Below are 23,271 nucleotides of genomic sequence, written 5' to 3'. Positions count from 1 at the left end.
TTGCCGTACGGACCGTTCAGCCCGTCACGGTGATCTGCTGGGCCGGATCGGTGGTGTCGGTGACGTCGTAGGTGGCGGAGAAGGTGGCCGTCTGGTCGCCGGTCGGGCAGAGGAAGCCGCCCGTCCCGGTGGCGGCCACGGGTGCGTTGGCGATGGCGAGCCGGGACGGGGCGCCGTTGGTCCAGGTGCCGTTGACGGTACTGGGGCCGGCGGGCGAGGCGGTGAGCGTGCAGGCGGCGAGGCCGCTCGTCTTGATGACGACCCCGCCCTTGGGCATGGTGAGCCCGGCCGAGACGGGCGAGCCGTTCTGGGCCGTGATGCTCCAGGAGCCGTTGGCGGCGTTGCTGGTGACCGTCACCCCGACGCCGAAGATGCTGGTGGTGCAGCCGCTGAAGGTCGGCGGGTTGATGGCGGCGGAGACCGGTCCGGCCGCGTTGTGGTTGCCGGGGGCGGCGGGGACCCGGTTGGCGGCCGATCCGTTGGGGGCGGAGGCCGAGACCGTGCAGGTCATGGTGGTGGTGCCGGCGGTGAAGACGGCCTTGCCGCTGAGCTTGGCGGAGAAGGAGTGTCCGGCCGGGTTCACGGTGGTGGGGGCGGGGGCGGCGGCGCCCGCGGCGGTGGTGGCGCCGAGGGTGAGGGCCGCCGCCGCGGCCAGGAGGGCGGCGGGCGCGCGGAGTCTGCGGGTTGCCATGGGGGGCTCCTCGGTCGAGCGGCTTCGATGGTGGGGGGGTGCGAGGAGGAACGAGGGTGACGTCATACCCGGGTGAACTTGAGAGTAAGTCCGCTTTTCGGGGCCGAACAGCAGCTCCAGCGCCATGAATTGACGGACCGTCAGCTTGTCGTCCGGACCGGATCTGCTACTGATCGCCGCCCCGGGTCCGACAGCGGCCCGTCAGCCGCCGAACGCCCTCGCCAGATAGGAAGCCGTGCGCCCCGCCCCCGCCGAGGCGACCTCGCGCGGCGGGCCCGCCGCCACGATCCTGCCACCCGCGTCGCCCCCGCCGGGCCCGAGGTCGACCACCCAGTCCGCGCCCGCCACCACCGTCATGTCGTGCTCGACCACCACCACCGAGTGGCCCGCGTCGACCAGTCCGTGCAACTGGCGCAGCAGCACCTCGACATCGGCGGGATGCAGCCCGGTGGTGGGCTCGTCCAGCAGGTAGAGCGTGTGCTCCCGCCTTCCGCGCTGAAGCTCGGAGGCCAGCTTGATGCGCTGGGCCTCGCCGCCGGAGAGCTCGGTGGCGGGCTGTCCCAGGCGCAGATAGCCCAGGCCCACGTCGAGCAGCGCGCGCAGACTCCGGGCGGCGGGCGGGGTCTCCGCGAAGAACTCCGCCGCCGCCTCCACCGTCAGATCCAGCACCTGCGCGATGGTGAGCCCCCGGTGGGTGACCTCCAGGGTCTCCGGGTTGTACCGGGCGCCGTGGCAGTCCGGGCAGGGGGCGTACGTACTCGGCAGGAACAGGAGCTCCACCGAGACGGACCCCTCGCCCTGGCAGGTCTCGCAGCGCCCGCCGGGCACGTTGAAGGAGAACCGGCCCGCCCGGTAGCCGCGTTCCCGTGCCTGCCCGGTGGCCGTGAAGAGCCTGCGGACGACGTCGAAGAGGCCGGTGTACGTGGCGAGGTTGGACCGGGGGGTGCGGCCGATCGGCTGCTGATCGACCGTCACCAGCCGTCCCACGCCCGGCATTTCCTCGGTCACCGCGCCCATCAGTGTGGACTTGCCCGATCCCGATACGCCCGTGACCGCCGTGAACACACCGAGCGGCAGCTCCGCCGTCAGGCCCCGCAGATTGTGCCGGGTCACCGGCCCGACCTTGAGCCACCCGGACGGCTCGCGCACCACGCGGACCGGCGCGGGCGCGGTGTCGAAGAGGAAGCGCCGGGTCTGCGACTCGGCGACCTCCGCCAGCGCCCGCGGCGGCCCGCTGTGCAGCACCCGCCCGCCGTGCTCACCGGCGTACGGGCCCACGTCCACCAGCCAGTCGGCGTGCCGCATCACATCGAGGTGGTGCTCGACGACGAAGACCGAGTTCCCGGCCGCCTTCAGCCGGTCCAGGACCGTGAGCAGCGCCTCGGTGTCGGCCGGGTGCAGCCCCGCCGACGGCTCGTCCAGCACGTACACCACCCCGAAGAGCCCCGACCGCAGCTGGGTGGCGAGCCGCAGCCGCTGCAGCTCACCGGCGGAGAGCGTGGGAGCGGTCCGGTCCAGGCTGAGGTAGCCGAGGCCGAGCTCGACGACGGGGTCGATCCGGCCGAGCAGGTCGGTGGTCAGCACCTCGGCCGTGGGGCCGGCGTCGGCCGAGCGCAGCAGCTCGGCGAGCGAGTCGAGGGGGAGGGCGGCGAGCTCCGCGGCGGTGCGTCCGGCGAAGGTGACCGCGAGGGACTCCGGCCGCAGCCGGCTGCCGCCGCAGACCGGGCAGTCGGCGGCGGTCAGGAAGCGCTCGGCCTTGGCGCGCAGGGCCGTGCTCCTGCTCTCCGCGAACGTCTTCATCACATAGCGGTGGGCGCTCATGTACGTGCCCTGGTACGGGCGCTGGATGCGGTTCGCCTCGCGCACCGGGTGGACGGTGACCACCGGCTGCTCGTCCGTGAACAGGATCCAGTGGCGGTCCGCGGCCTTCAGCTCGCGCCAGGGCCGGTCGACGTCGTATCCCAGGGCGTCCAGGATGTCGCGCAGGTTCTTGCCCTGCCAGGCACCCGGCCAGGCTGCGATGGCGCCCTCGCGGATGGACAGGGAGGCGTCGGGGACGAGCAGCTCCTCGCTGGTGCGGTGGACCCGGCCCAGGCCCTGGCACTCGGGGCAGGCGCCGGCCGCCGTGTTGGGGGAGAAGGCGTCCGAGTCCAGGCGCTCGGCGCCCGCCGGGTAGGTGCCCGCGCGGGAGAACAGCATCCGCAGCGAGTTGGAGAGCGTGGTGACCGTGCCCACCGAGGAGCGCGAGGTCGGTGACGAGCGCCGCTGCTCCAGCGAGACGGCGGGCGGCAGCCCCGAGATCTCGGCGACCTTCGGCGCGCCCACCTGGTGGATCAGGCGTCGCGCGTAGGGCGCCACCGACTCGAAGTAGCGCCGCTGGGCCTCCGCGTAGATCGTCCCGAAGGCGAGCGAGGACTTCCCCGACCCGGAGACACCGGTGAACACCGCCAGCGCGTCCCGGGGAACGGCCACGTCGACCCCGCGCAGATTGTGCTCGCGGGCGCCGGTGACCCGGACGAACGGGTCGTGGCTTCGTCCGGTCGGATCCGTGGCGGGTGGCGCGGGGCTCGGCATACCGGAAATTCTAGGCGGACGTGCTGGTCAGGCCGGTGAGCCGGGCCAGTCGGCGGTAGGAGTCCAGCAGGGCCGCGCGGTCGTACGTGCTCGTGGTGACCAGGTACTCGTCGGCCGCGCTGCGCGTCAGGAGCTTCTCCAGGGCGCTCTCGACCTCGTCCTCGGTGCCGTGGATCTGGTCGCTCAGGGCCTCCTCGAAGTAGGTGCGCTCGCGCGCGGTCATCGCCAGCGCATCGATCTCCTCGGCGGGGGAGAGCGGCGGGAACGCGCCCCGGGTGCGTGAGTACGCCGTGGACCACGCCTCGGGGAGCAGGACGCGGCGGGCCTCCTCGGTGGTGCCCGCCACCGCGACCGTCCCGGAGAGCACCACATATGGGCGCTCGCTCCAGGCGGAGGGCCGGAAGGCCTCGCGGTAGTCGTCGATCACCCGCAGCATCGCGTCCTCGCCGCGCACGGCGGCGATGACCAGCGGCAGCCCCGCCTCCGCGGCGAGCCGGGCGCCCTGCCCGGTGGCGAGCACGAACGCGGGGACGCGCAGGCCCTCGGCCGGGCGCGCGTGGACCTGCGGGTGGGCCCGCTGCGTACCGTCGAAGTAACCGAGCAGTTCGGCCAGGAGCGCGGGGAACGCGTCGGCGTCCTCCTTGTCCCGGCCCAGGGCCCTGCGGATGCCGTCGGTGAACCCGACCGAGCGGCCCAGACCCATGTCGATCCGGCCCGGGAAGAGCGACTCCAGTACGCCGAACTGCTCGGCCACCACCAGCGGTTGGTGATTGGGGAGCATCACCCCGCCCGTACCGACCCGGATCGTGGAGGTCGCGGCGGCCACGGCTGCGGCGAGCACGGTCGGCGCGGAGCCCGCGACCCCCGGCACGCTGTGGTGCTCGGAGACCCAGAAGCGGTGGTAGCCGAGCCGCTCGGCCTCCTGGGCGAGGGCCACGGTGTCCCGCAGGGCCCCCGGGCCGTCGTGCCCCGCGCGGATACGGGAGCGGTCCAGGACGGAGAAGCGCGTCGACGCGATCACTGAGCTCACACAGGCTTCAACGTCTGTGCGGCGCCAGGATTCCCTAGGGTGGGCGCATGACGGAGCAGAGCAGGCCCCTGGCCGTATTCGACCTCGACGGCACGCTCGCGGACAGCGGCCACCGCCAGCACTTCCTGGAGGGCGCCCGGCGCGACTGGAACGCCTTCTTCGCCGCGGCCCCGGCCGATCCGCCGCTGGCCGAGGGCATCGCGCTGTGCCTGGCGGCGGCCGAGGAGTGCGAGGTCGTCTACCTCACCGGCCGGCCCGAGCGCTGCCGCCGGGACACCCGGGCGTGGCTGGCCGCCCAGGGCCTGCCGGACGGGACGCTCCACATGCGGCCCAACGCCGACCGCAGGCCCGCCCGGACCACCAAGCTGGAGCTGCTGCGCCGACTGGGGGCGGGACGCGAGGTGCGGATGCTGGTGGACGACGACGAGCTGGTCTGCGACGCAGCCGAACGGGCGGGCTTCCCCGTCGTACGGGCGCGCTGGGCGGCGCCCACCGAGACGCTGAAGGACGCGCAGGAGCGGGAGGGGCGGACCTGAGCGGTGGGGGGACCGTGAGGCCCGCCCCGCGCCGGGTCAGACCTCCTGGTCGTCGTCCAGCCGGAAGCCGACCTTCAGACCCACCTGGTAGTGCTCGATCCGCCCGTCGGCGATCTGGCCGCGCACCTGGGTGACCTCGAACCAGTCCAGGTTGCGCAAGGTCTGCGCGGCGCGGGCGACGCCGTTGCGGATGGCCTGGTCGACGCCCTCGGGGGAGGTGCCGACGATCTCGGTGACGCGGTACGTGTGGTTGGACATGGAGGTGCACTCCTCTTCGTCGCGTCCCTCCACCGTGCCCCACCTCGCGCCGGTTCGCGAGACGTCCGCCCCGGAGACGGTTTCGTCACGGGGCTTGACCGGTCCATTGGTACAGACCAAAATCGGCCGCACCCGAACTGGCCAACCGCCCCCTCCCCGGAGGAGTCGTCTGCGCTTTCCCCACGTCGGGTCATGACTGCCCGTGCCATGACGCAGAAGGTGACCTCCGTGAAGAACCGCTTCCTCCATGCCCCCGTCGTGCTCCTCACGGCCCTCGCGCTCGGCGGCTGCGGCGCGCTGCCGGGCGTCGGCGGGGACTCGACCACCACCGTCACCGTGTGGCTGATGAAGGACAGCGCCTCCGACGACTTCATCAAACGGTTCACCGACGCGTACCAGAAGGAGCACCGCTCGGTCCGGCTCGACGTACGGATCCAGGAGTGGACGGGCGTCGGGCGGAAGGTGGGCGCCGCCCTCAAGACCGGTCCGGCGCCCGACGTCATCGAGGTCGGCAACACCCAGGTCTCCCAGTACGCGGCCAGCGGCGGACTGCTCGACCTCACCCTGGCGTCGCTGCGCGACTGGGGCAGCGCCGACTGGCTCCCGGGCCTGGCGGAACCGGGCCGGGTGGACGGGGTGCAGTACGGCATCCCCTGGTACGCGGCGAACCGCGTCGTGATCTACAACAAGGACCTGTTCCGGGCGGCGGGCATCACCAGGGCCCCCAGGACCCGCGCCGAGTGGCTGAGCGACACCGAGAAGCTGAACACCGGCGCCACCCAGGGCATCTACCTCGCCGGACAGGACTGGTACACCCTGGCCGGGTTCGTCTGGGACGAGGGCGGGGAGCTCGCCCAGGAGAGCGCGGGGGAGTGGACCGGCACGCTCGCCACGCCCGCCGCCCTGCGCGGCATGGACTTCTACCGCCGCCTCCAGGCCCTGGGCGACGGCCCCAAGAACGCCGACGAGGCCACGCCCCCGCAGGCCGAGGTCTTCGCCGGGGGCGCCGTCGCCCAGATCATCGCCGTCCCGGGCACCGCCAAGGCCATCCAGAAGGCCAACCCCGCCCTCGCCGGCAAGCTCGGCTACTTCCCCGTCCCCGGCAAGACGGCCGCCGCGCCCGGCGCGGTCTTCACCGGCGGCTCGGACCTGATCGTGCCCAAGCGGTCCGCGCACCGCACCGAGGCCGTGGAGGTGGTCAAGGCGCTCACCGGGGAGAAGTGGCAGCGGGACCTCGCCGCCACCATGAGCTACGTGCCGAACAAGCCCGCGCTCGCGGCGGCCGTGGAGAACCAGGCGGGCACGGCCGCGATGGCGCGGGGCGCGGCCCGGGGCAGGGCCACGCCCAACTCGCCCCAGTGGGCCGCCGTCGAGGCCGACAACCCGATCAAGCCGTACATGACCGCCGTGCTCACGGGAGCCGACCCGGGGACAGCGGCCAGGACGGCCTCGGCGCGGATCAGCTCGCTGCTGTTCCCGTGACGGCGCCGCCGAGGACGGCGAGCGACAGCGCGAAGCGGCCCTCGGCGTCGGTCCACCAGTGGGTGGCCGTCAGACCGGCGGCGGCGAGCTCCGCCCGTACGCCCTCGGGACGGAACTTCGCCGAGATCTCGGTGCGCAGCTCCTCGCCCTCCTCGAAGCGGACCACGAGGTCCAGTTCGGGGATCTTCACGGTGAGGTCGGCGCGGGCCCGCAGCCGCATCTCGATCCACTCCCGGTCGGCGTCCCAGCGGGCCACGTGCGTGAAGTCGTCGAGGTCGAAGTCGGCGCCGAGCTCGCGGTCGATGACGGCGAGGACGTTCTTGTTGAACTCGGCCGTCACCCCGTCCCGGTCGTCGTAGGCCCGCACCAGGACCGACTCCTCCTTCACCAGGTCGGTGCCGAGCAGGAAGCTGTCGCCGGGCTCCATCACCGCGGCGACCGAGGCCAGGAAACGCGCGCGCTCGGCCGGCAGCAGATTGCCGATCGTGCCACCGAGGAAGACCACCAGGCGCGGTCCCGGTGTCGCGGGCAGGTCGAGCGGCCGGGTGAAGTCGGCGATCAGCGCGTGCACGCCGAGCGCCGGGCGCTCCTCGATCAGCGCCGCGGCGGCTCCGGTCAGGGCGCTCTCGCTGACGTCCACCGGGATGTACGTGAGCGGGTCCGGCAGCGCGTCGAGCAGCAGCCGGGTCTTCTCCGAGGAGCCCGAGCCCAGCTCGACCAGGGTGCGGGCCCCGGAGGCCGCCGCGATCTCGGCGGCCCGCGCGGTCAGTATCTCCCGCTCGGCGCGGGTGGGGTAGTAGTCGTCGAGCCGGGTGATCTCCTCGAACAGCTCGCTGCCCCGGGCGTCGTAGAACCACTTGGGCGGCAGGGTCTTGGGGCTGCCCGTCAGCCCGTGCAGCACATCGGCGCGCAGCGCGGCCCCGGTGGCGTCCTCGGGCAGGGTGCGGGTCAGCTGGAACGGGTGGGACTGGTGCACGAGGATGGCTCCTTGAGGGGGGTCAGTACAACGTCGGTACGGGTCGCGGCCAGCAGGGTGCGGTCGGGGACCTCGTGCCAGTGCGGATCGTCGTCGTAGGGCTCCGAGGCGACGACCGTGTGCCCGCCCCGGGTGAGGTACCACAGGGTGTCGCCCCAGGCCGTGGCGGCGATGCTCTCGCCGTCCGTGAGCAGCAGGTTCAGCCGGGAGTCCGGGGCCGCCGCGGCGACCTCGGCCACCGTCTCGGCGAGCGCGCGGCCCATCTCGTCGCCCGCCCGCAGCCGGTGCAGCAGCAGGGCCCACACCAGCGCGGAGTCGCAGCGGGCCTCCAGCCGCAGCAGCTCCTCGGCGGGCAGCGCGGCGGCCAGGGCCGCGAGCGAGCCGGGCCAGCCGCGCACCGCCCCGTTGTGGCTGAACAGCCAGGGCCCGGCGGCGTAGGGTGCGGCGGCGGCCTCGTTGTCCGGGCCCGGCTCGGTGGCGTCCCGGACCGCCGCGAGCAGCGCGCCGGTGCGCACCACACGGGCCAGGTCCGCGAACGAGGGGTCGGCCCAGATCGGCCCCGGCCGGCGGTAGCGGCCCGGCACCGGGTCGCCCTCGGCGTACCAGCCGACCCCGAAACCATCGGCGTTGACCGTGCCGTACCGCTGCCGGCGCGGCGCCCAGGACTGCCGGTACAGCGCGTGCGGCGGGCTCACCAGCAGCTCACCCAGCGGCGTGGGCGTTCCCAGGAACGCGATATGACGGCACATCAGGCATCCCTCGCGGTCCGGAACCCGGCGAAGATCTGGCGCCGCACCGGAAGGTCCCAGTTGCGGAAGGTGCCCCGGCAGGCCACCTGGTCCACCGCGAACGAGCCACCGCGCAGCACCTTGTGGTCGGGCCCGAAGAACACCTCCGAGTACTCGCGGTAGGGGAAGGCGACGAAGCCCGGGTACGGCATGAAGTCGCTGGACGTCCACTCCCACACGTCCCCGATCAGCTGCCGCACTCCCAGCGGGGACGCGCCCGCCGGATAGGCGCCCGCGGGGGCCGGGCGCAGATGGCGCTGGCCCAGGTTGGCGCGGTCGGACGTGGGGTCGGCGTCGCCCCACGGGTAGCGGCGGGAGCGGCCGGAGGCGGGGTCGTACCGGGCCGCCTTCTCCCACTCCTCCTCGGTGGGCAGCCGCCGCCCGGCCCAGCGGGCGTACGCGTCCGCCTCGTACCAGCTGACGTGGAGCACCGGTTCGTCCAGCGGTACGGGCTCGGTCACCCCGAACCGGCGGCGCAGCCACTGGCCGCCCTCCCGCCGCCAGAAGAGCGGGGCGGTGAGCCCGTTCCGGCGCACCATCGCCCAGCCCTTGGGGTTCCACCAGCGCTCGTCGGTGTAGCCGCCGTCCTCGATGAACCGCAGATACGCGCCACAGGTGACCGGGGCGGTGTCGAGGTGGAAGGCGGGGACGATGCGGCGGTGGGCGGGGCGCTCGTTGTCCAGTGCCCAGGGCTCGGCGGAGGTGCCCATGGTGAACGGGCCGCCGGGGACGAGGACTTCCCTGGGCAGGTCCGCGGTGGAGCCGTCCGGCGGCTCGGGAGCGGAGAGCGCGGCCGGACCCTCCCGTAGCTGATGGGTGATCAGCATCGTCTCGTCGTGCTGCTGTTCGTGCTGGGCGACCATCCCGAACGCGAAGCCCGCGTCGACGAGCCGGGGCCCGCCCTCCAGCGGGGTGGATTCCAGGACGTCCAGCGCACGGCCGCGCACCTCTGCGGCGTACCGGCGGGCCTCGGCCGGGGAGAGCAGCGGCAGCGAGGGCCGGGCGGCGCGCGGGTGCTCGAAGGCGTCGTACAGCGAGTCGATCTCCGGGCGCATCGCGTCCCGCCCGGCGACGGCCCGCAGCAGCCACTGCTCCTCCTGGTTGCCGATGTGCGCCAGGTCCCAGACCAGCGGCGACATCAGGGGGGAGTGCTGGGCGGTGAGGTCGTGGTCGTCGACGCAGGAGGTGAGGGTGGCGGTGCGCGCCCGGGCGGCGGTGAGGGCCGTCAGGGCGCGGACGCGCAGCGCCTCCGGGTCGGTGGCGTCCGCTCCGGTCGGTTCGGGGCCGGTCATGAGGAGGTTTCCTTCCCGGGGGCGGGCGCGGACGGGAGATCCGCGGGGGAGAGGCCCCGTGCGACATGGCGGTCCGTGAAGGCGGCGACCGCCTCGCGGACCTCGGCGGTGGCGCCGAGCCGGGGCAGTGCCTCCAGCGCGGCGGCGAAGCAGATCCCGGCGGCCTCCCGCAGCTCGGGGTCGGCGAGCCCCGAGCGGGCCGCGTCGGCCCAGAGCGGGTTGCGCGGAGCGGGCGACGAACCCGCCCGCTCGGCCAGGGACTTGACGGCCCGGTAGGCGGTCTCGGCCGCCTCCTGGTCGTCGAAGAGCGCGGTGGTCACGGCGAGCGGGACGATCCAGCCGTCCTCGCCGGGCTGCGCGTCGATCATGCGCAGCTCCAGGTGTCCGCGTGGCCGCACCGGCGGAAAGAGCGTGGTCAGGTGGTAGTCGAGGTCCTCGCGGGTGGCCGGGCGCGGTTTTCCGGTGCGCAGCCACTGGCGGAAGGTGAGCCCCTCGGGCGCGTCCCAGGCGGGGCCGTCGGAGCGGACGCACATCACCGGCGCGTCCAGGACGTGCGCGGCCCAGGCCGCCCGGGGCTCGGCGTCGAGCGGCGGCGCGAGCGCCCGTACCGGGTCGAGGCCGGTCCACACCGCCTGCCGGGAGGAGCGCCAGCCGGTGGTCCTGCCCTCCTGGCGGGGCGAGTTGGCGAAGGCGGCCACCAGGACCGCGCCGAGGAGGTGGGCCAGGCGCCAGCGGCGTCCGAAGCCGAGCGGGCCCGGCTCCTCGTACCCGGCGTCGAGGCAGACCTGGACGGAGGCGGAGGCGCACATCATGGCCCGTCCGGCCGGTCCGGTCCGGTCGAAGTGGGCTTCCATGGCGTCGTAGCGGGGATCGTGCAGATAGCGGCGCGGCGGGTGCCACGGATCCTGGCCGAGGCCGGCGAGGGTGAGGTCCCTGCTGCGAAGAGCGGACCGGACGGCTCGGAGATCGGCCGCCACGGAGTCGACGCACTCCATGAGGGAACCGGCGGGAAGCGAGCTGAGCTCCAGCTGGCCGCCGGGTTCGACGGTGAGTGCCGACCGCAGGGGCACTGTCCTCAACGAGGCGTAGGCGGCGGCGAGTCGGTGGTGCGTGACGGGCAGGCGCGGGTCGTGGAGATCATGGACCAGCCACTCCACTTCGACCCCGACGGCGCGAGGTGGGCCGGTCTTGAAGCAGATACATCGAAGCAGATCGTCCGCTTCCGTTTCGGTGAACTGTCTGGTCAGCATGGTCTCTTCCCCAACGCGGGGATGTTTTCGGTGCACTGTCCCACCTAAGCCACTGCCGTCTTCTCGCACAAGAGTGCCCATCCGGACGGAAAGTATGTTGCGGGAGTGTTCTCCTGGCGTCAACGATGCTAAATATGAGTGCACGACTGCGCGACCTCGCGCGCCACACCGTGGAGATCGCCGAAGCCGGGGCGTACGAGACGCCCGGCGGGTCCACGGTCTCGATCGCCGCCTGGGTGGCGGCGGCCGTCGACGCGACCCGGCTCTTCGGCCCCGGTCCGGTGCCCGTGACGCCCGGCACCGACCGTTCCAGCGTATGCGCGGTGACCGGCGAGAGCAGCCTGGAAGCGGCCCTGCGCCTGGTGGGCGAGGGCCCCGGCGAGGTGGCTGTGCTGAACTTCGCCTCCGCGCGCAACCCCGGCGGCGGCTTCCTGAACGGGGCACAGGCCCAGGAGGAGGCGCTGTGCCGCTCCTCCGCGCTGTACCCGACGCTGCTGCGGGCGCCCGGATTCTACGAGCACCACCGCGCCGACCGCGATGTGCTCTACACCGACCGGGTGATCCACTCGCCCGGTGTGCCGGTCTTCCGCGACGACCGGGGCCGCCTCCTCGACGAGCCCTTCCGGGTCGGCTTCCTGACCTGCCCCGCGCCCAACGCGGGAGTGATCCGCCGACGGGCCCCGCAGGACGTCGACCGTATCCCGGCCGTCCTCACCCGGCGGGCGGAGCGCGTCCTGGAGACCGCGGCCCACTGCGGCTACCGGCGGCTGGTGCTGGGCGCCTGGGGCTGCGGCGTCTTCCGCAACGAGCCGGCCCAGGTGGCGGGCGCCTTCCACGCCCACCTCACGGGCCGGGGCCGCTTCGCCCGCCACTTCGACGAGGTGGTCTTCGCCGTCCTGGACCGCACGGCGAGCCGCACGACCCTGCGGGCCTTCGAGGAGGTGTTCGCGGCGGCGGAGTGAGCCCGCGCCGACCGCCGGGAGTGAGTGCGGGCCCCCGATTGCGCCGGACGGCGCAGCGGACGCGGGCCCCGGGAGCCGGCCGCCCCCAGGCTCGGAGCATGATCGTCCGAGCCCTCGCGGTGCTGCTCGCCACCGCCTTCGCCGTCCTCGCCGCGCCCCCGCCCGCCTCGGCGGCCGAACCCGCGCCGCCCGCGCCGCCCCGCTCCGTCTCCGCCTGGCTGCCCTACTGGGACCAGGAGGGCGCCTACCAGGACGCCCTGCGTCACGCGGCCCAGCTGCACACCGTCAGCCCGTTCTGGTACCAGGCGGTCGGCGACGAACAGATCGACGGGCATCCGGGCGCGGGCGCCCAGCGCGTCGTCGACGGGCTGCACGCGGCCGGGATCGCGGTGGTGCCCACCGTCATGGAGACGATGGAGCCCGGCGCCCTCGCCGCCATCCTCACCGACCCGGACCGCCGCGCCGCCCACATCACGGCCCTGCTCGCGGTGGCGGGCAGCCGCTCCTACGACGGCCTCGACATCGACTACGAGTCCATCGCCCCGACCGGCGACGCCGACTACCCCGCGGTGCGAGCGGCCTACGCAACCTTCATCGGCGAGCTCTGCGCCCGCCTGCACGCCCTCGCCAAGAAGTGCGTCAGCACCGTGTCACCGCAGACCGCGACCACCGGCCGCGTCTGGGACTACGCGGCGCTCGGCCGGGCCGCCGACCGGGTACGGATCATGGCGTACGACCGGCACTGGTCGGGCGGCAGCCCCGGTCCGCTCGCCGGGGTGGACTGGTACGAGGACATCCTGCGCCGCGCCACCGTACTGATCCCGCCCGCCCGGATCGAGATGGCGCTGCCCGCCTACGGCTGGGACTGGCCCGCCGGGGGCGGCGGGCGGGCCCGGCACGTCAGCTGGCGGGAGGCCGAGGCCCTGCGCGTGGAGAAGGGCGCCCCGTACCAGCTCGATCCCGTGTCGCAGACCCCCCACTTCAGTTACCAGGACGGGGAGACGGCCCGTGAGGTCTGGTACCAGGACGCCCGGGGCGTCGAGGCGGACCTGCCGGTCCTGGCCCGCTACGGCGTCCGCAGCACCTCCCTGTGGGCCCTGAACTTCGAGGACCCGGCCGTGTGGCCGGTGCTGGCGAGGACCTGAGCGCCCCCGGCCCGACGGCCACGGTCCGGTTCAGCCGTGGACCGTGGCCGTCGGGGTGTTCCAGCCCGAGATCCGCAGCCGTGGGGCGGAGCCGTGCAGGTCGGCGGTCCGGTAGGTGGCGGTCAGCGTCGCCGTCTCACCGGGCCACAGTGATACCTGGTTGTCGGACCAGTGGACGGGCAGGACCGGGGCGCCCCCGGCGTCCACGAGGTGGACGTCGGTGAGCAGCGCCGGGGCCGCCCCCGCTCCGGTACGGGTGAGGGTGACGGTGGTCGTCGAGGTGCCGTCGCCGTTCGCGGTGGTGGTTCCGTCGGCGGTGACCGCCGCCTTCGCCATCGCGCGCAGCCCCTTGAGATCGGCGTAGGCGGTGGTGGGGGTGTGGTACCAGTCGGTCTTCGCGTAGTCGAGGACGTCCGCCTTGGTGGAGAGCCAGTACACATTGCGGCTCACCTCCCTGCCGGCGGCGTCGGTGAGCAGCAGCCGGGCGAGGTAGGTGGTGGACAGGCCGGTTACGTTCGCCGGGACGGTGAGCGCCGTCGTCCGCGCCCCGTCCCCGCCCACGCTCACCCCGGTCGCCGTCCGGTCGTACTTCCGCGTCCCGTCGGTGTTGAAGAGCGTCACCCGTGCCGTGAGACCGGAGACGGGTGCGTGCCGGCTGTTCACCACCGCGACGGAGCGGTCGTCGTAGGAGTACTGGACGTGCAGCGGCTCGTTGGCCTTCTTCGCGCCGAAGTACGCGCCACCCTGGTCGAGGTAGCGGTCCACGAGCTGCCAGTGCAGGGAGGTCCAGCCGCTGTTGAACATCCAGTGGACGACGCCGGTCGAGGGCTTCGAGGCGTCCTTGGCGTTGCGGGCGTACGCCTCGTACTGGGCGCGCACGTTCTCGTACTGGGCGAGCTGGGCCTTGCGCACATAGTCGTCCAGGCCGGTCGGGGCGCCGTAACGGCCGGTCAGGGCCGCGTCGTAGATGGCGAGGGTGGCGAAGGCCGACGAGGGGGAGCGGTGGTACTGCTTGGCCGATGGGTTCTTCCAGAGCGTGTCCAGCTCGGCGGGTGACATCATGCGGCGCAGGGTGTCCAGGGTGGGGATGTCGGGCCCGGCGCTGGTCTCGGAGTTGAAGCCGGTGGCTCCGCCCTCCTGCTTGTTGTACCAGTAGTCGGGCGGCACCCAGTCGTAGGGGCCGCTCATCTTCATACCCGAACTGCCGCTGATGGGCGCGGAGTTGTCGGAGGCGGCGGCCACCACGGGGGTGGGCCAGTCGGCGGCCCGCAGGGCGTCCACATACGTCTTCTCGATCGTGGCGTCCGGGGCGAAGTCGCTGCCGATGAGGAAGGAGATCACGCTGGGGTGGTCGCGCAGCCTGGCCGCCTCGGCGGCCATCGACGCCTTCGCGACGGGGTAGTCCGCCGCGCTCCACCTGTCGCCCGGCTCGTCCCCGTTGACCTGCCCCTCCCACTTGTCGCAGCACTCCCAGCCGGGGAGGGTGAGGATGCCGTACCGGTCCGCGAGGTCGAAGAACTCGTCCGGCTCGATGTGCCCTTCCAGCCGGATGGTGTTGAGGCCGAGGTCGAGCGCGTACCTGAGCCGGTCCTCCGCGTAGGTGCGGTCCCAGCGCAGATACTCGTCCGGCGACCAGCCGCCGCCCCTGATGAGCAGCGGACGGCCGTTGACCGAGTACTGCCGTGCGCCGGCCGCGTCGAGCGGTGCCTTCACGTCGCGGATACCGAACGACTCGTGCGCGGTGTCGGAGGTGCCGCCGGAGACGGAGGCGGTCAGGTCCAGTGCGTAGAGCGGCTGTTCGCCCATGCCGGCCGGCCACCACACGCGCGGCGAGGTGAGCCGGAGCTGGGGGTAGGCGGCGGGGGTGAAGGTGACCGCCCTGCTCTCGTGCGGGGCGAGGGTGACGTCCTGGCCGAAGGAGACGGCGCCGATCGTGCCGGAGACGGTCGTGGTCACCGTGCTCGCCGAGTCGTTGCGGGCCAGGGCCTTGACCGTCAGGTCGGCGCTCGCCAGCGAGGGCACGGCGAGGCTGGTGACGACATGCGCGTCGCGCAGCGCGACCGGGCCGCCCCGGCGCACCAGCACGTCCCGGACGATGCCCATGTTCTGGTCGGGCGGCGGCTGGAGCCAGTCGATCCACCCCATGGTGAGGTGTTTCCCGGGGTCGTTGGGCTGGACGCGGAAGGCGACGGTGTTGGTACCGGACCGCACGGCCGAGGTGATGTCGAGCTCATGGCGGGTGTAGGCGCCGGCGACCGCGCCCCGGTCCGCGACCCGGCGCCCGTTGACGAACACGTCGGCGGCCGAGACGACCCCGCTGAAGTCGAGGTACGTACGCGCGGAGGTGTCCGCGACGGTGAAGTCCGAGCGGTACCACCAGGGCACGGCGAAGTCCGCGGCGGGGATCTTCTTCTGGTTGGTGGAGTAGAAGGGGTCGGCGTACTTGCCGGCCGCCAGCAGGGCGGCGAGGACGGTGGAGCGGGGCCCGGCCCGGTACCAGCCCGTCGCCGGGTAGCCGGGGCTGGAGACGGCCGCCGCCGGGTCGGTGACCGCGGCGGTGGACTGGATGGCGTACCCGGACAGCGCCGTCGTGGTGGGGGTGACCTCCGTGCGGGCGGCGGGAGTTGCCTCCCGCGCCCCCGTCAGGAGCGCCAGGGTGAGCGTCAGTGCGGCGGCTGCGGCGGTCCTTCGGCGGACGAGAGGGCGACGGTGGAACACGGTGGGCTCCCGGTATCCAGGTCGGGCATCAAAGTTAGGAATCCTTACTAACTCGCACCCCGAAGGTAGAGACCTGAGTGAGTCATGTCAACGACCCGGGTGTCCGGAGCGGGTCCGCCGCTCGAAGGTCACGTCCCGGGCCGTGCCCAGCGCCGTCGCCACCGCCCCGAGCAGCACCGCGTCCTCGCCGAGCGAACTGGGCGCCACCTTCGGGCGCAGCGGTGTCAGGGTGCGCAGCGTCTCCCGGACCGTCCGCAGCAGCAGATCCGCGCTGTGCCCCACGCCCCCGCCCAGCACCACCAGATCCGGGTCGAGCACCGCGGCGACCGCCGCCACGGTGTGGGCCAGGCGCTCGCCCTCCAGCTCGACCGCCTTGACCGCCGCCGGGTCCCCGGCCCGTGCCGCGTCGAAGACGTCCTTCGCCGTGAGCGGCCCGGCCATGCCGTGCGAGCGGGCCGCCGCCACGACCGCGTCGCCGGAGACCGCGTCCTCCAGGGTGTCCGGCTTCTGCCGCCCGGGCCAGGGCAGGAAGCCGATCTCGCCGGCCCCGCCGTGCGCCCCGGTGAAGAGCTGCCCCTCGCTGACCACGCCCATGCCGAGCCCGGTGCCGATCAGTACGTACACGAAGAGGCGGCTGCCCGCCCCGACGCCGAAGGTGTACTCGCCCAGCGCCGCCAGATTGGCGTCGTTGTGCACGGCCAGCGGCATCCCGAGGCCGTCCCGCATCCGGTCGAAGAGGCCAGGCCGGCCCCAGCCCGGCAGATGCTGGGCATAGCGCACCCGCCGCTTCTCCGCGTCGTACACCCCGGGTGTGCCGACCACCGCCTGGGCGATCTTCTCCGCGTCCACGCCCGATCCTTCGACGAGCCGGCGGGCGGTGGAGACGACCAGCTCGGCCATGGTCCCGGAGGTGCGGGCCTGGTTGCGGACCTCCGAGCGCGCCACCACCGCGCCGTCCAGGTCCGCGAGCGCCACCCGCAGCCAGGCCCGCCCGATGTCGATGCCCAGCGCGTACCCCGCGGTCGGGTCCGGGGCGTAGAGCACCGCGGACCGGCCGCGCTCGGGGGTGTGCGTGCCCGCCTCGCGGACCAGGCCGGTGGCGGCGAGCGCGGCCAGCGCGCTGGAGACCGTCGGCTTGGACAGACCGCTCTCACGGGCGAGCTGGGCCCGCGACGAGGGGCCGCCCGCGCGCAGCCGGTCGAGCAGCAGCCGCTCGTTGCTGTTGCGCTGGCGCTGTGGGTTCCAGGGCTGCTCACCCTCGTCACTGCTGGTCATCCGCTCATTCTCACGTATCGCTCCCCACGGTTTCCCGGCGACCTCTTGACGTCATAAGTAAAGGTACTTAACTTGAGCACGCCCGGCACCAGGGCGCACCACCGAAGGGGCGAAGAGCCCACGCCCGCACCGCCGTTCGCCGCGTCCCCCGAGCCCCAGGAGGGTCCCCTCGTGTCCGGAACCCCGCCGCCGACCGGCGGCTTCGTCCGCCGTATCGGACTCTTCCAGGCCACCGCCATCAACATGAGCCAGATGTGCGGCATCGGCCCGTTCGTCACCATCCCGCTGATGGTCGCCGCCTTCGGCGGCCCGCAGGCCGTGCTCGGTTTCGTCGCCGGCGCGGTGCTCGCCCTCGCCGACGGGCTGATCTGGGCCGAGCTCGGCGCCTCCATGCCCGGCTCCGGCGGCAGTTACGTCTATCTGCGCCAGGCCTTCCAGTACCGCAGCGGACGTCTGATGCCGTTCCTGTTCGTGTGGACGGCGATGCTCTTCATCCCGCTCATCATGTCCACCGGCGTGGTGGGCTTCGTCCAGTACCTCGGCTACCTGGCACCGGACCTGGGCAGTACCGGCGGCGACCTGGTCGGGCTCGGGGTGATCGCGGTGGTCGTCCTGCTGCTGTGGCGCGGCATCGAGCACATCGCGCGGATCACCACCGTCATGTGGGCCGTGATGATCGCCTCGGTGACCCTGGTCATCGTCGCCTCGGCCACCCACTTCAGCGCCGACCGCGCCTTCACCTACCCTTCGGGCGCCTTCGAGCTCACCAGCGACCACTTCTGGCTCGGCTTCGCCGCGGGCCTCACCATCGGCATCTACGACTACCTCGGCTACAACACCACCGCCTACATGGGCGCCGAGATCAAGAACCCCGGCCGCACCCTGCCGCGCTCGATCGTCTTCTCCATCCTCGGCATCATGGCGATCTACCTGCTGCTCCAGATCGGCACCCTCGGCGTCATCGACTGGCAGCGGATGACCGACCCCGGCGACATCGCCTCCACCTCGGTGGCGTCCGCCGTCCTGGAGAAGACCTGGGGGAAGGGCGCCGCCGACGTCGTCACCGTCCTGATCCTCGTCACCGCCTTCGCCTCCGTCTTCACCGGACTGCTCGGCGGCTCCCGGGTGCCCTACGACGCCGCCCGCGACCGTGTCTTCTTCCGCCCCTACGCCCGGCTCCACCCCCGTCACCGCTTCCCGACCGTGGGCCTGGCCACCATGGGCGTCGTCACGGCGGTCGGCTTCCTCATCGGCCGCCACACCGATCTCGCCACCCTGATCCAGCTGCTCACCACGGTGATGGTGCTGGTGCAGGCGCTCGCCCAGATCGCCGCCGTGACCGTACTGCGCCGCCGCCAGCCCGGGCTGCGCCGCCCCTACCGGATGTGGCTCTACCCGCTGCCCGGCCTGGTCGCGCTGGTCGGCTGGCTCGTCATCTACGGATACGCCGACAAGAACTCCCCCGGCCGCCACCCCATCGAATGGTCGCTCGCCTGGGTGGCGCTCGGCTGTGTGGCGTATCTGCTGTGGGCCCGCTTCGAGAAGGTGTGGCCGTTCGGCCCGCGCGAGGTGCGCGAGGAGTACCTGGAGCACCCGGTGACGGACGAGGTCGACGCCTGACGGCCCCGGTCCGCAGGCGAGCCGGCCCCCGCCCTTCCCGGCGGGGTCCGGTCCGGCCCGAAGGCTCATGTCCGTTTCCCCTGTGGTGACTTCGGCCAACCGCCGGGCCCGGGCACCGGTGCTTCTGCGAGGATGCCGAACGCGATGAGCGATCCCTCCCAGCGGCAGCAGCCGCAGCCCGCCGAACGGCCCGTCCCGACCAGCGCCGACGTGGCCCGGCTGGCCGGGGTCTCACGTGCCACGGTGAGCTACGTCCTCAACAACACCTCCTCCGTGCGCATCAGCGAGCCCACCAGGGCCCGGGTGCGCGAGGCCGCCGAGGAGCTCGGCTATGTACCGCACGCCGCGGCCCGCAGCCTGCGCGCCGGCCGCACCCGTATCGTCCTGCTGCCCGGCGGGCACCACCCGGCCGGCCCGCTCCACGGCCGCTTCCTGGACGAACTGCAGGGGGCCCTGCGCCGCCTGGACTACACGGTCGTGCAGTACGGCAGCCTCGGCCTGGGACCCGACGACACGGCCCGCGCCTGGGCCGAGCTGCGCCCGGTCGCCGTCATCTCGCTCGGCGAGACCGAGCTGACCGCGCGGGGCGTGGAGCTGCTGAAGCGGGCCGGGGCGCGGGCGGTGGTCACGCTCGGCCCGCGGCGCGTCGAGGGCGCGCACGCTCTGCCGATGGACCAGCGGACGATAGGCCGGTGCGCGGTCGCCCATCTGCTGGAGCGCGGCCACCGCAGGATCGGCGTCGTGATGCCCGCGGAACCCGGCCACGAACTCCTCTCCCGGCCCCGCCTCGCGGGCGCCCGCAGGGCCGTCGCGGGCACCGACGCGGTGGTCGAGCCCCTGGAGCTGGCGTACGAGGAGGAGGCCGCGGCCGGACTGGCCCGGCGTTGGAGGGGGCTGGGCCTGTCCGCGGTGTTCGCGTACAACGACGAATACGCGATGCTCCTGATGCGCTCCCTCCAGGACGCGGGCATAGCCGTCCCGGCGCGGACGGCGATCGTCGGCGCGGGCAACCTGCTCCTCGGCCGTCTGCTGCGCCCCCGGCTGACCACCGTCCACATCGACATCGTCGCGGGCCGCCACCTCGCCGAGCTGGTGGACGCGGCGGTACGCGACCCGGCGGCGGTGGGGGAGCGCCGGGACCTGATGGGGGCGAGCCTGGTGCGGCGCGACTCCACCTAGGCCGTTGCAGTACTGGGGCGCAACGGTCGCGGAACAGGGCGGAAATCCGGCCACCGGCGGAGTGGCATCCTCCCCCCGCCGCCCCCGCACCCCTACCGTCCCCTCATGCACCCCTCGCGCCTGGTCGTCCTGATCGTCCCCTCCCACGTGGAGACCCGCGGCACCGCGTCCGTGGCCGACAGCGCCGTCCGCTCCGCCCTCGTCGAGGCGACGGGCGAGACCGGCGAGACGGGCTACCCGCGCTACGCCGGTCACGGCGTCGTCGCGGACGTGGACCCCGCCACCCGTACCGTCGAGGCGATCCTCGTGGACGGCTCGGAGCTCGACTACGGGCTCACCGCGCTCATCGCCCCCGAGTGACCGAGTGACCGAGTGACCGAGGACCGCCGGATCCGCCGAGACGGCCCCGGCCGTCGCCCGCGGGCCGACAGCGCCGCGAGGCCGCGTTCGAGCGGCCCGGCCGACAGGACCGCCGGCACGGGTCCTCCGGGGGCCGTTGACAGCACGCCGGGGCGGGCCGAGACTCGGCGTTGATCGTGAACGAGAGTTCACCGGGCGAACAGAGTGCGTCGGACAGAGCGCGCGGGGGCCGAAGGCGTCGCGTACCCCGGGCGGACACGGCCGACCGAGCAGCGGGAGAGAAGCGATGAGCATCCGGGACGTGTACATCGTCGACGCCGTGCGCACCCCCATCGGCAAATTCGGGGGAGCGCTCGCCGGGGTGCGTCCCGACGACCTGGCCGCGCACGTGGTGAAGTCCCTCGTCGCCCGCTCCCCGGAGCTCGACCCGGCCCGGATCGACGACGTGTACTTCGGCGACGCCAACGGCGCCGGCGAGGACAACCGCGATGTGGCCCGGATGGCCGTGCTCCTCGCCGGGCTGCCGGTGTCGGTCCCCGGCGTCACCGTCAACCGCCTGTGCGGCTCGGGTCTGGAGGCCGTCATCCAGGCCGCCCGCGCCCTCGCGCTCGGTGACGCGCACATCGCGGTCGCGGGCGGGGTGGAGTCGATGTCCCGCGCCCCCTGGGTGATGCAGAAGCCCGAGCGCGCCTTCCCGGCCGGGCACCAGCAGCTCTGGTCCACCACGCTCGGCTGGCGGATGACCAACCCGAGGATGCCCGCCGAGTGGACGGTCGGGCTCGGTGAGGGCGCGGAACTGATCGCGGACCGGCACGGGCTGACCCGCGAGCAGCAGGACGCGTTCGCCCTCGACAGCCACCGCAAGGCCGCCGAGGCCTGGGCGAAGGGCCTGTACGACGACGAGGTGGTCCCGTACGAGGGCGTCGAGCTCGCCCGCGACGAGTGCGTCCGCGAGTCCTCCACCATGGAGGCGCTCGGCCGCCTCAAGCCCGCCTTCCGCGAGGGCGGTTCGGTGACCGCGGGCAACTCCTCGCCGCTCAACGACGGCGCCGCGGCCCTGCTCCTGGTCGACGAGGAAGGCCTGCGCGCCACCGGCCGTGAGCCGCTGGCCCGGATCAGGACCTCCGCGGTGACGGGGATCGAGCCGCAGCTCTTCGGCCTCGGCCCGGTGGAGGCGGTGCGCACCGCGCTGGCCAAGGCGGGCAGGGGGCTGGGGGACCTGAGCGTCTTCGAGCTCAACGAGGCCTTCGCCGCCCAGTCGTTGGGGTGCCTGGCCGAGTGGCCGGAGCTGGACCCGGCCGTGGTCAACCCGCGCGGCGGCGCCATCGCCATCGGCCACCCGCTCGGCGCCTCGGGCGCCCGGCTCGCCGGGGCCGTCGCCCACCAACTGGCCGCCGCGGGCTCGGGCGTGGGACTGGCCGCGCTCTGCATCGGTGTCGGGCAGGGGCTGGCGCTCGTCCTGGAACGCTGACCGGAGCGCGGCTCGGGCACGGGAGGCGGACCGCCGCCTTCCGTATCAACTGCCCTACGGTGGCGCGAAGCTGCCGGTGAGTCAGGCGGGACAGAAGAGGGACGTTTCCCCGGGTGACCGGACTAGGATGCCGCACGGGACTTCCCCACGATCATGGCCTCCCCTCGATCACGCGTGAGACTGGAGATCCTTCATGACCCTGCTCGACCCCAAGACCTGGCAGGCACGGACGCTGTCGGGGGGTGAGTACGAGGTCACCGAACCCGCCACGGGAGAAGGCCTGGGCGCGCTCACCCTGGCCACCGCCGACGACATCACGGCCGCCGTCGCGGCGGCCCGCGCGGCCCAGCCGGGCTGGGCCCGCACCCCGCACTTCGCGCGCGCGGCCGTCCTGCGCCGCGCCGGGGATCTGTTCACCGCGTACGCCGACGAGCTGCGCGAATGGCTGGTACGGGAGTCCGGCTCGATACCCGGCAAGGCCGACTTCGAGCTGCATGTGGCCGCCCAGGAGTGCTACGAGGCGGCGGCGCTCGCCTCCCGGCCGCTCGGAGAGGTGCTGCCGAGCGAGGAGCCCAGGCTCAGCTTCACCCGGCGCGTCCCGGTCGGGGTGGCCGGGGTCATCGCCCCGTTCAACGCCCCGCTCATCCTCTCCATCCGCTCGGTGGCGCCCGCCCTCGCGCTCGGCAACGCCGTGCTCCTCAAGCCCGATCCGCGCACGGCCGTCTGCGGCGGCCTCTCGCTCGCCGCGGTCTTCGAGGAGGCGGGGCTGCCCGAGGGACTTCTGCACGTGCTGCCGGGCGGCGCCGAGGCGGGGCGGGCCCTGGTCGCGGACCCCGGTGTCCCGGTCATCTCCTTCACCGGCTCGACCGCCGCCGGACGCGCGGTCGGCGAGGCCGCCGGGCGTCTGCTCAAGCGCGCCCACCTGGAGCTGGGCGGCAACTCCGCGCTGGTCGTCCTGGAGGACGCCGACATCGAGGGCGCGGTGGCCCAGGCCTCCTGGGGCTCCTTCTTCCACCAGGGCCAGATCTGTATGACCACCGGCCGCCACCTCGTGCACGCCTCGCTCTACGAGGAGTACGTGGAACGGCTCGCCGCCAGGGCCGACGCGCTGGCCGTGGGCGACCCGTACCGAGCCCAGGTCCACCTCGGCCCGCTCATCGACGAAGGCCAGCTCACCAAGGTCGACGGCCTGGTGCGGGCCAGTACCGCGCGCGGTGCCCGGCTCGCCGCGGGCGGCACCCACCAGGACCTGTTCTACCGGCCGACCGTCCTCGCTGACGCCGCCGACGACACCCCGGCGTACGCGGAGGAGGTCTTCGGACCGGTCGCGCCCGTACGGTCCTTCCGCACCCTGGACGAGGCCGCCGCGCTGGCCGCCGACGGACCGTACGGGCTCTCCCTCGGCATCATCACCCGGGACACCGCGCTCGGCCTGGAGCTCGCGGACCGCGTTCCGACCGGGATCGCCCACATCAACGACCAGACGGTCAACGACGAGGCGGTCGCGCCCTTCGGCGGAGTCGCGGCGTCCGGAACCGGCGCGCGGTTCGGGGGCGCGGCGAACCTGGAGGCGTTCACCGAGCTGCGGTGGACGACGGTGCGGGGCCGCCCGGAGGGCCACCCGTTCTAGGGCGGTTGTCGCTACGGGCCGGTGGGGTCGCTCG

Annotated in this window: 19 protein-coding genes; 9 read left to right on the top strand and 10 right to left on the bottom strand. The window is 73.5% G+C overall.

Annotated features, from left to right (window positions below):
- Positions 1-16: 16 nt before the first annotated feature.
- The 3 genes from ACZ5ID_RS19220 to ACZ5ID_RS19210 all read right to left on the bottom strand — a co-directional run bounded on the left by ACZ5ID_RS19220 (position 17) and on the right by ACZ5ID_RS19210 (position 4,295).
- On the bottom strand, positions 17-691 hold the full coding sequence (locus ACZ5ID_RS19220; protein WP_468899189.1) for a hypothetical protein: 675 nt from the start codon (positions 689-691) through the stop codon (positions 17-19).
- A 201-nt stretch (positions 692-892) separates the two neighbouring features.
- On the bottom strand, positions 893-3,265 hold the full coding sequence (locus ACZ5ID_RS19215; protein WP_468899186.1) for an ATP-binding cassette domain-containing protein: 2,373 nt from the start codon (positions 3,263-3,265) through the stop codon (positions 893-895).
- A 10-nt stretch (positions 3,266-3,275) separates the two neighbouring features.
- Entirely contained in the window at positions 3,276-4,295 is a 1,020-nt protein-coding gene (locus ACZ5ID_RS19210) for an LLM class flavin-dependent oxidoreductase (RefSeq protein WP_468899183.1), read from the bottom strand.
- Positions 4,296-4,342: 47 nt separating this feature from the next.
- Between ACZ5ID_RS19210 and ACZ5ID_RS19205 the strand changes: the two genes are divergently transcribed.
- The gene (locus tag ACZ5ID_RS19205) at positions 4,343-4,831 is read left to right on the top strand and encodes a phosphatase domain-containing protein (RefSeq protein WP_468899181.1); all 489 of its coding nucleotides are present in this window, start codon (positions 4,343-4,345) and stop codon (positions 4,829-4,831) included.
- A 36-nt stretch (positions 4,832-4,867) separates the two neighbouring features.
- Here the strand turns inward: ACZ5ID_RS19205 and ACZ5ID_RS19200 are convergent, their stop codons facing one another.
- Positions 4,868-5,089: a dodecin gene (locus tag ACZ5ID_RS19200; RefSeq protein WP_266985863.1), complete on the bottom strand. Its 222-nt coding sequence runs from the start codon at positions 5,087-5,089 to the stop codon at positions 4,868-4,870.
- Positions 5,090-5,317: 228 nt separating this feature from the next.
- Here ACZ5ID_RS19200 and ACZ5ID_RS19195 point away from each other — a divergent pair, with 228 nt between their 5' ends.
- A complete protein-coding gene (locus tag ACZ5ID_RS19195) occupies positions 5,318-6,571 on the top strand; it encodes an extracellular solute-binding protein (RefSeq protein WP_468899456.1) in 1,254 nt (417 codons plus the stop codon).
- On the opposite strand, the gene egtD is transcribed toward ACZ5ID_RS19195, so the two are convergent.
- Genes egtD through egtA form a run of 4 tightly spaced genes read right to left on the bottom strand, consistent with a single transcriptional unit; the run spans position 6,549 to position 10,877 of the window.
- Positions 6,549-7,547: an L-histidine N(alpha)-methyltransferase gene (gene egtD, locus ACZ5ID_RS19190; protein WP_468899177.1), complete on the bottom strand. Its 999-nt coding sequence runs from the start codon at positions 7,545-7,547 to the stop codon at positions 6,549-6,551. The two genes, ACZ5ID_RS19195 and egtD, sit on opposite strands and share 23 nt — an antisense overlap.
- Entirely contained in the window at positions 7,520-8,296 is a 777-nt protein-coding gene (gene egtC / locus ACZ5ID_RS19185; protein ID WP_468899174.1) for an ergothioneine biosynthesis protein EgtC, read from the bottom strand. Before egtC ends, egtD begins: the two co-directional genes overlap by 28 nt.
- Entirely contained in the window at positions 8,296-9,627 is a 1,332-nt protein-coding gene (gene egtB, locus ACZ5ID_RS19180) for an ergothioneine biosynthesis protein EgtB (protein ID WP_468899171.1), read from the bottom strand. Before egtB ends, egtC begins: the two co-directional genes overlap by 1 nt.
- Positions 9,624-10,877 (bottom strand): ergothioneine biosynthesis glutamate--cysteine ligase EgtA, encoded by a 1,254-nt coding sequence (egtA, locus tag ACZ5ID_RS19175; protein WP_468899168.1) that lies wholly within the window; start codon positions 10,875-10,877, stop codon positions 9,624-9,626. The genes egtB and egtA overlap by 4 nt, the downstream gene beginning before the upstream one ends.
- A gap of 134 nt (positions 10,878-11,011) precedes the next feature.
- Between egtA and ACZ5ID_RS19170 the strand changes: the two genes are divergently transcribed.
- Together ACZ5ID_RS19170 and ACZ5ID_RS19165 are read left to right on the top strand one after the other, a co-directional pair.
- Positions 11,012-11,839, top strand: a complete 828-nt coding sequence (locus ACZ5ID_RS19170; protein ID WP_468899165.1) for a TIGR02452 family protein — start codon at positions 11,012-11,014, stop codon at positions 11,837-11,839.
- 98 nt (positions 11,840-11,937) lie between these two features.
- Positions 11,938-12,984, top strand: coding sequence for a glycosyl hydrolase family 18 protein (locus ACZ5ID_RS19165; RefSeq protein WP_468899163.1), 1,047 nt, complete (start codon positions 11,938-11,940; stop codon positions 12,982-12,984).
- A gap of 30 nt (positions 12,985-13,014) precedes the next feature.
- On the opposite strand, the gene ACZ5ID_RS19160 is transcribed toward ACZ5ID_RS19165, so the two are convergent.
- The gene (locus ACZ5ID_RS19160) at positions 13,015-15,702 is read right to left on the bottom strand and encodes a glycoside hydrolase family 2 protein (RefSeq protein WP_468899160.1); all 2,688 of its coding nucleotides are present in this window, start codon (positions 15,700-15,702) and stop codon (positions 13,015-13,017) included.
- 87 nt (positions 15,703-15,789) lie between these two features.
- On the bottom strand, positions 15,790-16,977 hold the full coding sequence (locus ACZ5ID_RS19155) for an ROK family protein (RefSeq protein WP_468899157.1): 1,188 nt from the start codon (positions 16,975-16,977) through the stop codon (positions 15,790-15,792).
- Positions 16,978-17,148: 171 nt separating this feature from the next.
- Between ACZ5ID_RS19155 and ACZ5ID_RS19150 the strand changes: the two genes are divergently transcribed.
- The 5 genes from ACZ5ID_RS19150 (at position 17,149) to ACZ5ID_RS19130 (ending at position 23,237) form a co-directional block, all read left to right on the top strand.
- Positions 17,149-18,597 (top strand): APC family permease, encoded by a 1,449-nt coding sequence (locus ACZ5ID_RS19150; RefSeq protein ID WP_468899154.1) that lies wholly within the window; start codon positions 17,149-17,151, stop codon positions 18,595-18,597.
- A 144-nt stretch (positions 18,598-18,741) separates the two neighbouring features.
- Positions 18,742-19,776, top strand: a complete 1,035-nt coding sequence (locus ACZ5ID_RS19145) for a LacI family DNA-binding transcriptional regulator (protein ID WP_468899152.1) — start codon at positions 18,742-18,744, stop codon at positions 19,774-19,776.
- A 105-nt stretch (positions 19,777-19,881) separates the two neighbouring features.
- Positions 19,882-20,136, top strand: a complete 255-nt coding sequence (locus ACZ5ID_RS19140; protein ID WP_467881331.1) for a hypothetical protein — start codon at positions 19,882-19,884, stop codon at positions 20,134-20,136.
- A gap of 286 nt (positions 20,137-20,422) precedes the next feature.
- Positions 20,423-21,607: a thiolase family protein gene (locus tag ACZ5ID_RS19135; protein ID WP_468899149.1), complete on the top strand. Its 1,185-nt coding sequence runs from the start codon at positions 20,423-20,425 to the stop codon at positions 21,605-21,607.
- Between the two features lie 193 nt (positions 21,608-21,800).
- The gene (locus ACZ5ID_RS19130) at positions 21,801-23,237 is read left to right on the top strand and encodes a benzaldehyde dehydrogenase (protein WP_468899146.1); all 1,437 of its coding nucleotides are present in this window, start codon (positions 21,801-21,803) and stop codon (positions 23,235-23,237) included.
- Positions 23,238-23,271: the final 34 nt, after the last annotated feature.

The sequence above is a fragment of the Streptomyces sp. NPDC031670 genome, from assembly GCF_055580545.1.
The sequence above is the reverse complement of the archived record's forward strand: the minus strand, read 5'-3'. Positions and strand labels throughout refer to the sequence as shown.

Excerpts from the sequence above, each read along its gene's own strand:
- ACZ5ID_RS19220 (WP_468899189.1), bottom strand. The coding sequence starts at position 691 with ATGGCAACCCGCAGACTCCGCGCGCCCGCCGCCCTCCTGGCCGCGGCG.
- ACZ5ID_RS19215 (WP_468899186.1), bottom strand. The coding sequence starts at position 3,265 with ATGCCGAGCCCCGCGCCACCCGCCACGGATCCGACCGGACGAAGCCAC.
- ACZ5ID_RS19205 (WP_468899181.1), top strand. The coding sequence starts at position 4,343 with ATGACGGAGCAGAGCAGGCCCCTGGCCGTATTCGACCTCGACGGCACG.
- ACZ5ID_RS19200 (WP_266985863.1), bottom strand. The coding sequence starts at position 5,089 with ATGTCCAACCACACGTACCGCGTCACCGAGATCGTCGGCACCTCCCCC.
- egtC (WP_468899174.1), bottom strand. The coding sequence starts at position 8,296 with ATGTGCCGTCATATCGCGTTCCTGGGAACGCCCACGCCGCTGGGTGAG.
- egtB (WP_468899171.1), bottom strand. The coding sequence starts at position 9,627 with ATGACCGGCCCCGAACCGACCGGAGCGGACGCCACCGACCCGGAGGCG.
- egtA (WP_468899168.1), bottom strand. The coding sequence starts at position 10,877 with ATGCTGACCAGACAGTTCACCGAAACGGAAGCGGACGATCTGCTTCGA.
- ACZ5ID_RS19170 (WP_468899165.1), top strand. The coding sequence starts at position 11,012 with ATGAGTGCACGACTGCGCGACCTCGCGCGCCACACCGTGGAGATCGCC.
- ACZ5ID_RS19165 (WP_468899163.1), top strand. The coding sequence starts at position 11,938 with ATGATCGTCCGAGCCCTCGCGGTGCTGCTCGCCACCGCCTTCGCCGTC.
- ACZ5ID_RS19155 (WP_468899157.1), bottom strand. The coding sequence starts at position 16,977 with ATGACCAGCAGTGACGAGGGTGAGCAGCCCTGGAACCCACAGCGCCAG.
- ACZ5ID_RS19145 (WP_468899152.1), top strand. The coding sequence starts at position 18,742 with ATGAGCGATCCCTCCCAGCGGCAGCAGCCGCAGCCCGCCGAACGGCCC.
- ACZ5ID_RS19140 (WP_467881331.1), top strand. The coding sequence starts at position 19,882 with ATGCACCCCTCGCGCCTGGTCGTCCTGATCGTCCCCTCCCACGTGGAG.
- ACZ5ID_RS19135 (WP_468899149.1), top strand. The coding sequence starts at position 20,423 with ATGAGCATCCGGGACGTGTACATCGTCGACGCCGTGCGCACCCCCATC.
- ACZ5ID_RS19130 (WP_468899146.1), top strand. The coding sequence starts at position 21,801 with ATGACCCTGCTCGACCCCAAGACCTGGCAGGCACGGACGCTGTCGGGG.